The 13,627-nt window shown below is 32.3% G+C and carries 12 protein-coding genes; 5 read left to right on the top strand and 7 right to left on the bottom strand.

What is annotated here, in order from left to right; all coding sequences use genetic code 11:
- Window positions 1–370 precede the first annotated feature (370 nt).
- A complete protein-coding gene (locus LQ609_RS07760) occupies window positions 371–961 on the bottom strand; it encodes a histidine phosphatase family protein (protein ID WP_239734541.1) in 591 nt (196 codons plus the stop codon).
- 239 nt (window positions 962–1,200) lie between these two features.
- On the opposite strand from LQ609_RS07760, the gene LQ609_RS07765 reads away from it, so the two are divergent.
- The 3 genes from LQ609_RS07765 (at window position 1,201) to LQ609_RS07775 (ending at window position 3,737) form a co-directional block, all read left to right on the top strand.
- Window positions 1,201–1,836 (top strand): FMN-dependent NADH-azoreductase, encoded by a 636-nt coding sequence (locus LQ609_RS07765; RefSeq protein ID WP_078358558.1) that lies wholly within the window; start codon window positions 1,201–1,203, stop codon window positions 1,834–1,836.
- A 209-nt stretch (window positions 1,837–2,045) separates the two neighbouring features.
- Window positions 2,046–3,329, top strand: a complete 1,284-nt coding sequence (gene kynU, locus LQ609_RS07770) for a kynureninase (protein WP_208143545.1) — start codon at window positions 2,046–2,048, stop codon at window positions 3,327–3,329.
- A gap of 30 nt (window positions 3,330–3,359) precedes the next feature.
- Window positions 3,360–3,737, top strand: a complete 378-nt coding sequence (locus LQ609_RS07775) for a GtrA family protein (RefSeq protein WP_078357841.1) — start codon at window positions 3,360–3,362, stop codon at window positions 3,735–3,737.
- 297 nt (window positions 3,738–4,034) lie between these two features.
- On the opposite strand, the gene lrgB is transcribed toward LQ609_RS07775, so the two are convergent.
- The 6 genes from lrgB to LQ609_RS07805 form a co-directional block, all read right to left on the bottom strand.
- On the bottom strand, window positions 4,035–4,736 hold the full coding sequence (lrgB, locus tag LQ609_RS07780; RefSeq protein WP_078357842.1) for an antiholin-like protein LrgB: 702 nt from the start codon (window positions 4,734–4,736) through the stop codon (window positions 4,035–4,037).
- Window positions 4,733–5,149 (bottom strand): antiholin-like murein hydrolase modulator LrgA, encoded by a 417-nt coding sequence (lrgA, locus tag LQ609_RS07785; RefSeq protein WP_115337089.1) that lies wholly within the window; start codon window positions 5,147–5,149, stop codon window positions 4,733–4,735. Before lrgA ends, lrgB begins: the two co-directional genes overlap by 4 nt.
- A gap of 120 nt (window positions 5,150–5,269) precedes the next feature.
- Window positions 5,270–5,992 (bottom strand): response regulator transcription factor LytR, encoded by a 723-nt coding sequence (locus LQ609_RS07790; protein ID WP_239734542.1) that lies wholly within the window; start codon window positions 5,990–5,992, stop codon window positions 5,270–5,272.
- Complete coding sequence (locus LQ609_RS07795) at window positions 5,992–7,746, bottom strand: sensor histidine kinase (RefSeq protein ID WP_239734575.1); 1,755 nt, start codon at window positions 7,744–7,746, stop codon at window positions 5,992–5,994. Before LQ609_RS07795 ends, LQ609_RS07790 begins: the two co-directional genes overlap by 1 nt.
- A 375-nt stretch (window positions 7,747–8,121) precedes the next feature.
- Complete coding sequence (gene kynA, locus LQ609_RS07800) at window positions 8,122–8,964, bottom strand: tryptophan 2,3-dioxygenase (RefSeq protein ID WP_078357846.1); 843 nt, start codon at window positions 8,962–8,964, stop codon at window positions 8,122–8,124.
- A gap of 2 nt (window positions 8,965–8,966) precedes the next feature.
- The gene (locus LQ609_RS07805; protein ID WP_078357847.1) at window positions 8,967–9,587 is read right to left on the bottom strand and encodes a cyclase family protein; all 621 of its coding nucleotides are present in this window, start codon (window positions 9,585–9,587) and stop codon (window positions 8,967–8,969) included.
- Window positions 9,588–9,724: 137 nt separating this feature from the next.
- Here LQ609_RS07805 and LQ609_RS07810 point away from each other — a divergent pair, with 137 nt between their 5' ends.
- Together LQ609_RS07810 and LQ609_RS07815 are read left to right on the top strand one after the other, a co-directional pair.
- Window positions 9,725–11,983 (top strand): ATP-binding cassette domain-containing protein, encoded by a 2,259-nt coding sequence (locus LQ609_RS07810; protein WP_239734543.1) that lies wholly within the window; start codon window positions 9,725–9,727, stop codon window positions 11,981–11,983.
- 138 nt (window positions 11,984–12,121) lie between these two features.
- Window positions 12,122–13,336 carry a S41 family peptidase gene (locus tag LQ609_RS07815; RefSeq protein WP_239734544.1) on the top strand — a complete coding sequence of 405 codons (1,215 nt, stop codon included), beginning with the start codon at window positions 12,122–12,124 and terminating at the stop codon, window positions 13,334–13,336.
- Window positions 13,337–13,627 lie beyond the last annotated feature (291 nt).

Here is a 13,627-nt window from a genome sequence, read left to right on the forward strand (position 1 = left end):
TAAAAACCAAGCAGATATATTTTGTTAATACCCTAGAAAAACCAAAGGTTGATTACATCTAAAGATATTACACAAAATTATGGACTTGACTAAGTCTTCGTGCGTTTTGCCCGGATTTAGACCGAATCGCACGATATCTTCTGAGTCTTCGTGCGTTTTGCCCGGATTTAGACCGAATCGCACGATATCTTCTGAGTCTTCGTGCGTTTTAACCCGATTTGAGCCGAATCGCACGATATCTCTACAGTCTTCGTGCGTTTCTATCGAATTACATTACAAAATGAGGCAGGGACAAATTGATTGTCACTGCCTCTTATCATTTTATTGAAATAGATGTCTGTCTCACACTATATATTTTTTAAATTTCACTTTACTCATCTTCTGTTGGATTGATAGCTTGTATGAATTTGAATTTAGCATCTTCATATTCAAATTCTAATATACAACAATTCGTAAATTTAACTTCTTTCACTTGCTCAAATGGTAAACACAACTGTAAGAACATAAATATAGCTCCACCGTGACTAACTGCTAACATCGTATCTGCTTCGTCATTTTTCATGATTTCTGTTAATGTTTCATTCATTCTATTTTGAACATCTACACTTGATTCTCCACCATAATCAACGAAGTAGTCTCCATATGATGTTTCACCAGGTTTATGTGGTGGATTCAATAATTCACTCTCCGCTTCAAACAAGCCAAAGTTCCATTCTTTTAGTCCTTTTAATCTAACATATGATTTCTCAGGGCATATTAATTCTAATGTATCACAAGCTCTTTCTTGTGTAGATGAATATAATGATTGAAACTGAACATTGGCTTCATCAAAATATGCTTTTGCCATTAGTGCCTGTTCTATTCCAAGCTTTGTCAAAGGTGAATCTGATGCCCCTTGTATCTTTTTCTTTTCATTAAATAATGTTTGTCCATGTCGCATAAGATATAACTTCTTACTCAAGTGCCATCATCCTTTCATAATATGTATTATTCTAAATATATCCTACCACTAAAAATATCATCTTATAATTATCATGCACTGTATTCTGTATTTTTATACTTTTATCTCTAAAAATGTAACATCCTCTGTAAAGTATAAAAGTCGCTAATTTAAAAAGAGTATTTCTATTGATTTATAAAACAATATAAGTATAATAATTATAGTTAGTTTAATTTTTATAAATAGAAGGGAAATATATTATGTCACAAGTATTATTCATTACAGCTCATCCACATGATGAAACTGTTTCTTTTTCAATGGCAACAGCTAAAGCTTTTATCGAAAGTTATAAAACTACAAATCCTAACGATGAAGTAGTTCATATTGATTTATACAATTCATATATTCCACAAATTGATGCAGATGTATTTGCTGGTTGGGGTAAACTACAATCCGGAGCAGGCTTTGATGCACTTTCTGAAGGCGAACAAGGTAAAGTACGTCGCCTTAATGAATTAAGTGAGCAATTTGTAAATGCAGATAAATATGTATTCGTTACACCATTCTGGAACTTCTCATTCCCACCAGTAATGAAAGCATATTTAGACTCAGTATCAGTAGCAGGTAAAACATTCAAATATACTGCTGAAGGTCCAGTTGGTTTATTACCAGATAAAAAAGCGCTACATATCCAAGCACGTGGCGGATATTATAGCGAAGGACCAGCAGCTGAATTAGAAATGGGTCACCGTTACATCGGACAAATGATGAGTTTCTATGGCATAACTGACTTCGATGGATTAATCGTTGAAGGACATAATGCTAACCCAGAAAAAGCAGAAGAAATTAAAGCTGACAGTATCGAACGCGCTAAAGCTTTAGGAAAAACTTTCTAATAAAACGACTATAAATAATTCTGTCGACAAAGCTTAAACTTTGTTGGCAGTTTTTTGTATACACTTTTAATGAGGAAATGAGAGACTTCCAAACTCCACTCCCTACATCACTTTCAAAATATTCATCAACATTTTCTTTGTTACTTTGCTTATGAAAGTATACAATTATATTTAAAGAACTATTCATTATTTTTAAGGGGATGAAACATATGGATACTGCATTTAATACAACAAAAGAGTTTGCTCATGCTTTAGATAAAGCAGATGTTCTGCATCATGTTCGTGATCGTTTTTACATACAGCCTAATGAAATTTATATGGATGGTAATTCGTTAGGTCTTGCTTCTAAAGATGCTGAGGCAGCGCTACTGAATGCGCTTGAAGTTTGGAAAAAGGAAGGTATTAAAATTTGGAACGTTGAAGATAGTAAATACTATCATTATTCTAAACAAATCGCTTCAAAAATGGCACCTCTAATCGGGGCTAATCCAGAAGAAGTCGTTATTGTTGGTAGTACAACTTCTAATATTCACCAAGCTTTAAGTACATTTTACGAACCAACTGACAAGAAATATAAAATATTAGTAGATGATTTAAACTTCCCTACTGACCGTTATGCTGTCGATAGTCAAGTTCGTCAAAAAGGATTAGATCCTGAAGATACTGTTAAAGTCGTGACAAGCTCTGATGGTATGTTTATTGATGAAGATGCAATTATCGATGCTATGACAGATGATGTTGCACTCATTCTATTACCTACCGTGCTTTATCGTTCTGCACAAGTACTAGATATGGAAAAATTAACGATGGCTGCTAAAGAACGTGACATTATAATCGGATGGGATTTATGTCATGCTATCGGCGCAATTGAAATGGATTTAACTCTAATTGATGCTGACTTTGCAGTATGGTGTACTTATAAATATTTATCAGGAGGTCCAGGTTCAACTGCTGGTTTATATATTAATAAAAAACACTTCAATAAAAATCCTGGTACTGCTGGATGGTTTGGAAACAAAGATGAAACACAATTCCAACTTAATCATACGTTTGAACATCAACCAGATGCATCAGGCTGGCAGGTAGGAACACCTAATATTCTTTCAATGGCACCACTTGAAGGCGTGCTCAATATTTTTAATGAAATAGGTATGCATGCAATAAGAAATAAATCAGTACATATCACAGCATATTTGATGTATCTTATTGATGAAGCATTATCAGATTACGGCTATTCTGTTGGTAATTTACGTGATGATTTTAAACGTGGTGGTCATGTTTGTTTAGTTCATGATGAAGCCTATCGTATCAGTTTGGCACTTAAAGATAAAGGCGTTATACCTGACTTTAGAGAACCAAATGTTATACGCTTAGCACCTATTGCTTTATACACATCATATGAAGAAGTTTATAAAGTCGTTAAAATCTTAAAAGAAATTGCACAAGAGCATTTATACGAACAATATAGTAACAAGCGTGGACTTGTCGTATAATGAATCAAGGTTTTATAAAGGAGCAACATCATGTACAAGAAATATGGAGAAATCTTTCGTTTCATTATCGTAGGCGGTATTAACACAATCAATTATTACTGGGTATACTTATTATTGTTAAAAGTATTAGATATTAACTATTTAATAAGCCATATATCAGGATTTATTATAAGCTTTATCATATCGTTTTATCTAAATTGTTATTTTGTATACCATGTACAACCAACATTTAAAAAATTCATTCAGTTCCCTATCACGCAAGTTGTGAATATGGGTTTACAAACATTATTGTTGTATATATTTGTACAATGGCTACATTTGAACGAAACTTTCGCGCCATTCATAGGACTTGTCATTACAATACCAATAACATTTGTATTGTCTAAGTGGATATTAGTCGATAAATAAAAACACAGAGGGTGAGACAATTAATTGTCTCACCCTCTACTCCTGATTGGACGACGAAAATAAGGATTTTTTTAAAATGAGCTAAGTTGTAGATTAATTCAACAGTTAATCTAAGAGATCGACCAAGTTGTAGATTAATTAGACAGTTAATCTAAGAGATCGACCAAGTTGTAGATTAATTCAGCAGTTAATCTAAGACATCACAAAATTAACACCACATAATGAAAGAGCTTGAGACATAATTGTCTCAAGCTCTCATTTTTGTAATCAAGTCTACTTTCATAGCTACATATCTCTTTATAACAAGAACATCACAAAGAATGGTACGACTGCGACTACTACTATTCCTACTAGAACAAGTGAAATACTTGCCATTGATTCTTCTACTTCACCAAGCTCTTTTGCTGCTGCAACGCCTAATGTGTGTCCACTTGTTCCTAATGCTAATCCTCTTGCTATAGGGTTCGTTATGTTAAATAATTTTAATAGCTTATTCCCTAATGCCATGATAATTACTGCATTTAATATAACAGCTAATGATGTTAACTCTTTAATACCTGATATACCTTCTGAAACTGGTAACGCAATTGCTGTTGTAGCTGCTTGAGGTAACATAGATGCGATGATATCATCACCAAATTGGAATGCTTTTGCTACTATATAAATAATGACTAATGCAGCTACTGTTCCTACTGCAATTCCTCCCATAATATGGTGCCAATGTTTCTTCAAGACTTCGCGTTTTTTATACAAAGGAATTGCGAAACATATTGTCGCTGGTTCTAAGAAGAAGTTAATAATATCTCCACCGATTTTATAGTTTTCATATGGTATACCTGTAGCTTTTAAAAATACGATACCAACTACCATACTGAAAAATAATGGTGCAAATAAGAAAAATCCATTTGATCGTTTAAATAAATATGTACCGATTAAGAATACTGCAACTGATAATCCGATACCGAAATATGGTGTATTGACTCCTAAATGTTCCATCATGCGTAATCACCTGCCACACGTTTATGTTTAATATCTTTGACACTTTTAGATGTTTTTTCACTTGGTTTAATAATCATTTGTGAAAATATTCCTGTACAAACGAGTAATAAAATTGTTGATATAATAATCAATAATATGATGAGAATAGGACTTGTACTCAATACGCCTAATGAGTTAATAACTGAAATACCTGCTGGTACGAAAAGGAATCCAATATTATTTGTTAATGCTGTTCCAACCGCTTCTACTTGCTCTAATTTAACAATACCTGTCGTTAATGCGACAAACATTAATACTAACCCAATTACTGATGCTGGCATTGGAATTGGCATAAAGCTTTCTATTATATGTGATATCAATAATATTATGGATATCGTTAATACTTGCTGAAAGAAGTTATTTACTTTTTTCATTCTGACAACCTCCCGAATTAATCTCTTAAGGTTATCTTAATATGAAAATAATGAATTAAAGCGTTTTCATGGCGAAATGCAATATTTGAAGTCTAAGTTACTAAATAGTTACTGTGAAAATTACACTAACCCTATTTCTGATTTAAACGTTTTCATATAAGAACGACTTACCTGTAATTTGATATTACCTGTCAATGTTACTTGATACGTAGAATTGAACCAGTGTTCAACAGATTGGATATGCTTTTTATTGATGATACTTGCGCGATGAATACGTAAAAACTTTGTATCGTTAAGCTTTTTCTCATAAAAGCTGAGTGGTTCGCTTGTTTCATATTCAGTTTCTACTGTATTTATAGTCGTAACACCTTGGTTAACCGAAATCGCAACGATGTCATTTATATTTAATACATAAATACGATCTTCTATTTCAATCGGTAACACTTCATCTTGATTCACTTGTTTTGTCTCAATTGTATGATGGCTTTCCACATTTGTAATTTTTTTAATTGCTTGTTCAATTCTTGATTTTTCAAATGGTTTCAAAATATAGTCTGTAGCTTCTAACTCAAACGCTTGAACTGCATACGTGTCATGAGCAGTTGCAAATATAATATGAGGAACATGTTTCATTTTGTTGATTTTCTTTGCCAAATCTAAGCCACTTTCTTCCATTAAATTAATATCTAAGAAAATGACATCAAATTCGTGAGATAACAATTGCTCTAAAGTTTCTTCGATATTTTCTGCTTCTTCAATTTGACTAAAAGAACCAATTTGATTGAGTAAATATTTTAGTTCGTTACGTGCCAATGGTTCATCGTCAACGATAAGTGCTTGCATTACATACCCTCTTCTCTATATTTATGCGGTATTTCAGTACTTACTTCTGTACCTTTATTGCTCGTTTCTATTTGTAATTCTGCCGAGTGGCCACACAATCCCATTAATCTTTTATTTAAATTTTCAAGCGCACTACCTGTTCCCAATTGAGATTCTACAATAGCCTTTCCTATGATGTCTTTCTTATCTTCCGGAATACCTTGTCCATTGTCTTTTACTGATAATTTAATCGATTGATTTTGATTGAGAACAGATACCCAAATTCGATTATCATCTTTTCTATTTGTAAATGCATGTTTAATAGCATTTTCGACTAATATTTGAATGACAAACGGTGGGACAAGTGATGAATGGTTTTGGTCAGGTATATCATATTCAATAACAAAGTGATCAGGATATCTTGCTTGTTCTAAAGCAATATACGCGCGCACTTGTTCAAGCTCTTTTTCTATCGTAATCATATTGTTTCTAGCACCTTGTAAATTAGATCGGAAGAAGTGACTCAGTTGTAACAATAATTGACGCGCTTTTTCATGATCTATTCGGATAAGTGCCGAAATTGTGTTCATTGCATTAAAGAAGAAATGTGGATTCACTTGCGCTTGTAATGACTTAATTTCAGCGTCTTGAAGTAATTGTCTTTGCACTTCTACAGCACCTAATTCTAACTGGCTAGAGAATATTTTAGCCAAACCTTCTGCAAGTCGTTTCTCCACAAATGTTAAATCATGATAATCTGTAAAATATAACTTCAAAGTACCTACAATATCATCATGCACATATAATGGTATGACAATAGCCGCTTCTAATGGACAATTAGGATGTTGACACCCTATATCTTTACTTGTATAAACTTCTTTTTGATCCCCTGTTTCAATTACCTCTTTAGATAAATCTGTAATAATAGTTTTGTCAGGTGTATGATGATCACTTGCGACACCAACATGCGCTAATATATGCGTTTTATTAGTAATTGCCACTGCTGATACCTTCATTAAATCTTTTATAATTTTAGCAGCTTGATGAGCAGAAGATTCTGTTAACCCTTCTTTAAAATAAGGCAAAGTGTGATTAACTAATTTCAAAACATCATGCGTTTGAATAGCCCTCATTTGCTCTTCTTGTTTAACAGTTGAAATGATTATAGACATAAATATTGCCGTACCTAAACCATTTATAATAATCATTGGTAGTGCTATAAGTTGTACAAGTTCCCATGCATCAGCCTTTTGAGAAGAGAATATTAATATACAAATCATTTGTATCACTTCTGTTGAAGCACCTACTATAGCGCTTTGTGTAACTGATAAATAGCCTTTAGATTTCATTGCATATGTACCAAAATAGCCTGCAACCAAACCAATAACAATAGATGATATTAAATAAGTATAAGCATCTGCACCACCTATATAAACTCTAAATATTCCCGATAGTACACCTACAAATACACCTACAAAAGGTCCACCAATAAGACCCGAAACACCAATAGTTAATACACGGGTATTGGCAAGTGATACTTCTGGACCAAGATGTAAATAAATCATACTTGATACAATTTCTCCATTATGAATAGCAACACCAGTAAAGTTAGACAGTAGTGCAAATGAAGAGAATACTATAATTAAACGCCATTTTACATACCATTTTTCACGCTCACCCATCATATTTTTAAAGTACGATGTATTCATTAATATATACGCTACAAGGATAATGAGACCTACACGTTCTAATAGTAAAACAAATAAATTCAACATATTTACACCCATCATTCCTATAATTTTTATTCGATTTTATACCAACAAATATTTTACCATACGAAAGTTGAAAAATATTATATAAAGTGTCATTGTTATATTAATGAATATACTGTTAGCTATTGTTAATACAACTAAAATAAGGATTTTTTGAAAAATGAGCTGAGTTGTAGATTAATTCAGCAGTTAATCTAAGAGTTTGCCTGAGTTGTAGATTAATTCAGCAGTTAATCTAAGAGTTCGGCTATGTTGTAGATTAATTCAACAGTTAATCTAAGACATGCTCAAAATTAACACCACACAACGAAAAGAGCTTAGAACATTTACGTCCCAAGCTCTTTCAATTTTTTATCAAACCCTATCATCACATATGCACTATAATTCTGTTCTAAGTTCCCACAATTCTGGGAAGAATGCTTGATCAATGACACGTTTCAAATAGTTAACGCCTGAACTTCCGCCTGTCCCTATTTTAAATCCTATAATTCTTTGTACAGTCTTCATATGTCTAAATCGCCATTGACTATATCTATCTTCAACGTCTGTTAATTTTTCTAGTAATTCATATAGTTCAAAGTAATCTTCTGAATTTAAATAAATTTCTTTAAATGCTTCTTTGACTGAATCATTGCGTTCGTAATTCTTTGTTACTTCTCTGTTTAACACATCTTTATCAATATCGAATCCTGCTCTATTCACTGCTTTGATTGTTTCATCGTATATACTTGGTCTTTCAAGTTGATTTTTTAATTGATTATAAATATTTGGGTCTTTTTCATATATTTTCAACGCGTGTGTTGTTTTATAACCTAGGCTATATTCAATCATTCTATTTTGAAAAGATTGGAATCCAGAAGAGTTTCCTAAATCTTCTCTGAATTTCAAATAGTCACTTGGTGTCATCGTCGATAATACTTCCCATACTTGAATGAGTTGTTTTTGAATATTACCTACTCTTGCTAATTTTTTAAAAGCTTGTTTATATTGATCTAGTTTTATATCTTCACAAGCTGAATTAATTTCATGAATAATCAAGTTCATCCATAGTTCTGAAACTTGATGTACAATAATAAATAATTTCTCATCGTGTGCATCTGTTAAGGTGTGTTGTGCTGATAATATTTTATCTAAACCTAAGTACTCACTATATGTCATATCTTCTGTAAAATCCGTTTTAACACTTTCCCCTTTAATTGATTCATCTTGATAATGGCTCATTATTATTCCCCCTTTTTTGCTATAGTTGCTCTTATTGGTGAACCGTCTGCACCAACGATATTCAATGGTAACCCTATAAAATCATAATATCCTTGTGTAACATCTTCTAATAATAAATTTTCAATATTGATAATATCATAGCGATTAAACGCATGATGATTATCTAAAGTTTTAGAATCTATGTCATCTACTGAAGGTACATCAATTCCAAATACTTTTATACCAATTGATGACAAATAAGCGATTGCTTCTTCAGTTAGGACTGGAACTGTATCCGGAAACACATCAGCATGAGCTTGAGACTTTGTTTTAATCATAATTATTGTCCCTTTAATATCGAAACCTTCTAGTATCTCTCGCGTAATAAGCGCTTCTCCAATTACTTCTACTAAAGTAGCTTCTCCAATTAGTCTATTCACATCAATCTCATGAATCTTTATTCCATCATTATCAAAATGAAATGGTGCGTCCATATGTGTCCCTATATGCGTGCTCATTGAAATACAACCAATATTTACAGACCCTGTTTCTTCTTTAGTTGCAGATAATTCAAAACGGAAAGGCTCATCTCCTGGCCAATTTGCTATATCATTTGTTAATGGTTGTGTAATATCAATCCACATAAACATGCTCCTCTACTTGTGTAATCGTTTTCATTTTACCTTCTTTTAATTCTATTGTACATGAATTCTGATATTTAAGGTGGATACTGTTTAGCAATGAATGATATTTGGGTAAACTCATAATGAGGTGAATGAACATGTCATACATACGTGTACACGGAGCAAACCAGAATAATTTAAAAAATATTAATATAGATATCCCGAAACATCAATTAACAGTCTTCACTGGAAGATCTGGTTCGGGAAAATCATCACTCGTTTTTAGTACTTTAGCAGCTGAATCTGAACGTTTATTAAATGAAACTTATTCAAGCTATGTACAAAATCAACTGACATCTTATGAAAAGCCGGATGTTGATAGAATAGAACATCTACCAGTTGCCATGATTATAAATCAAAAAAGATTGGGTGGAAATTCACGTTCAACTGTAGGAACAATATCTGACATTTACGCTTCAGTTAGACTTTTATGGTCAAGAGTGGGTGAGCCTTTTGTTGGATATTCGAGCGTATTTTCATTTAATAATCCAAGTGGCATGTGCGAACGTTGCCAAGGACTCGGTTATGTTGAAGATATCGACTTAAACGAGTTGTTAGATTATGATAAATCTTTAAATGAAGATGCGATAAAGTTCCCATCATTTAGACCAGATAGCTGGCGTGGCAAACGTTATTTATATAGTGGTTTATTTGATAATGACAAGAAGCTTAAAGACTTTACTAAAGAAGAAATGGACACATTCCTTTATACAAAACCCAAAAAACTTAAAAGTCCTCCAGAAAATTGGCCAAAAACTGCTAAATTCGAAGGTTTGCTTCATCGTTTTAGACGCTCATTTCTATTGAATGATAATTTCGAAAAGAAACGTTTTCTAGAAGACGTAAATAGAGTTGTCACTTCCCATAAATGTCCAAAATGTCATGGTAAAAGACTAAACGATAAAATTTTAAGTTGTAAAATAAATGGACTAAGCATTACTGATTTTACAGCTCTTTCAATAGATGATGCGATTGAATTTCTAAATAAACTTAAAGACAAAAAAGCTGCATATATTATTAAACCATTATTAGAGCAGTTAGAAGCTTTATCTTATGTTGGATTAAATTATTTAACATTGGACCGTAAGACACCTTCTCTATCAGGAGGAGAATCTCAACGCATTAAATTAATACGTCACTTAAATAGTCCACTATCTGACCTCGTCTATATTATTGATGAGCCTAGTGTTGGCTTACACCCTGAAGATATTGAAAAAATAAATGACATTATGAAATCTATAAGAGATAAAGGCAATACAGTACTCGTCGTAGAACATGACCCTGACGTTATTCGTATTGCAGACTACGTTATAGACATTGGACCCGGTGCAGGCAAACATGGTGGTGAAATTACATTCACAGGTACTTATCATGAGTTGTTACAATCTGATACTTCTACTGGTAAAGCTTTAAAACGACAACACAAATTAAAAACATTACCTAGAAAAGCACAGAGCTACATCAATTTAAAAAATATAGCAGAAAACAACTTAGTAAACGTGTCCGTGGATATGCCTAAAAATATTTTATCTGTTATTACAGGTGTAGCAGGTTCCGGAAAAAGTACATTATTAAAAGCAGGACTTAAATCTCAGAAAGAGACTACTTTCATTGACCAAAAACCTGTACATGCTTCAAATCGTTCAAACTTACTAACTTATATGGATCTCTTTGATGAAGTAAGAGAATTCTTCAGCAAAGAAACAGGACTAAAGAAAAGTATGTTTAGCTACAACTCAGAAGGTGCCTGTCCAGAATGTCATGGTAAAGGCGTTATCAAAACAGAACTTGCATTTATGCCTGACTTTTCACAAGTTTGCGAAGTGTGTAAAGGGACCAGATATAAACCAGAAGTATTAGAAGCCAAAGTAAACGGTTATTCAATAGCAGATGTATTAGCACTAACAGTTGAAGAAGGAATGAACATATTTAAAAATAACAATAAAGTATACACACGTCTTAAACATTTAGAATCAACCGGCCTACATTATATGACTTTAGGACAATCACTAGATACATTATCAGGCGGAGAAATACAACGCGTTAAACTGAGCAGATATTTAGATCAATCCGCTTCAAACCAAATATTCATATTCGACGAACCAACAACAGGACTGCATGAAGATGACATACCAACATTATTATCATGTTTCGAACAACTCATCCAACAAGGCAACACCGTCATATTAATAGAACATAACTTGACTATGATGACACATGCAGACTGGATAATCGACGTAGGACCCGGAGCAGGCATGAACGGAGGTAAAATATTATATAGTGGCGAACCAAAAGGCTTATTAGAAATAGAAGAATCAGTAACAGCCAAACATTTGAATAGATATGTAGAAATATAGAAAACAAATACCATCGAAAAGTACGTACAACCTTTGCACACTAGGATATTGATGAATTGAAAAGTTTTAAACAAATTGAACATAATAAACTAACATTGTAGCAGAGTTTAAAAATTATAAAAAAATGAGGCGCTTTATTTGTATACAAATGAAATTGACACAATTAAACATCAATTAATAAATGAATATGCTGGGTATCAAGACAAAAAATCACTTATTGATAATTTCCCAAAATATACCCGCTATAAAAATAGTAATGAATTTTATTTCCATATGACAAAATACTTAAATAAATTTCAAGATCCACATTTAAAAATCCATAATACTAAGAGCCTTCATCCCAATATTAGAGTCCAATTATTTGAAAATCATCTATATATTATAGATTCTAAAAATCAGAATTTACCTACAGGCACTTTAATAAAGATGCTTGGTAAATCCACTGTTGAAGAAGTATTAAATAAAGATAAAGATTTGTTGAAGTCGAGTAATCCAGAAAGAATGGATTGGACAGATGTTTTAAAAAAATATGAATATGTTACAACTGGTAATCAAATTATTTCTATACTACAAAAAGATAACCCTAATTTTTTTGACCAATCATACCAAATTGAAGAGAGAAAAACTTATCTTTATATTAGATTTAGTGACTTTTTAGATCATACTAAAATATCTAGGTTAATCAAACAAAACAAAAACTTAATTCTGAATGCTAATCAAATAATTATTGATGTTCGAGGAAATAGAGGCGGTTCTGATTTAGCTTTTTTTGAATTATTACCCTTACTTATAAACAATGATATTACAATTAAAAATGAATTCCCCTATTATCATAGGTTTACAAAAGCATATTGTGACGAGAGATTAGAAGTACTATCAGAAATTATTAATCAAATTTCAGATTCTAAAGAAATTGATGAATATAAAACATTTTCAAAATTATTTAAAGACAATTACGATAAAGGATTAGTAAATATAAACTATGAACAAGAAACTAAAGTTATTAAAGGTATTAATAATGCTCTTCCTAATGTAAAAGTATTGTGCGACTTTGAATGTGGCAGTTCTGGAGAAAGTTTTGTAGAAATTGTTCAAAGATTTACTAATATCGAAGTCATTGGAAGACCAACTAGAGGAATGAATGATTATAGTAATGTTATGATTATAAACTTAAATGATAATTTCATATTAAGTGTTCCACATTCAAAAGATGGACGGATAGATACAGGTAAAAGTATGGCTAAAAACGGAATATCTGTAAATTATTATGTACCTTGGACACCAAAAGAGCTAAATGAAGATGTCATACTAAATATTGCTATTAACCAGTTATCAAATATAAATCAAAATTAAGCATAAAAAAGCGCCCATCCAAAAACTTCATTTTGGATGGGCTCAATGTTATCAGTAATAAATTATGTTTCATGTTAAAGAGATATCGTGCGTTTTGCTCGGATTTGACTCGAATCGCACGATATCTCAACAGTCTTCGTGCGTTTTGCTCGGATTTCACCTGAATCGCACGATATCTTTGAAGTCTTCGTGCGTTTTTCCTGGATTTGACTCGAATCGCACGATATCTCGAAAGTCTTCGTGCGTTTTTAACGGATTTAGTCTGAATCGCACGATATCTCGAAAGTCTTC

It is taken from the genome of Mammaliicoccus sp. G-M28, assembly GCF_022386595.1.
GTDB lineage: Bacteria > Bacillota > Bacilli > Staphylococcales > Staphylococcaceae > Mammaliicoccus > Mammaliicoccus fleurettii.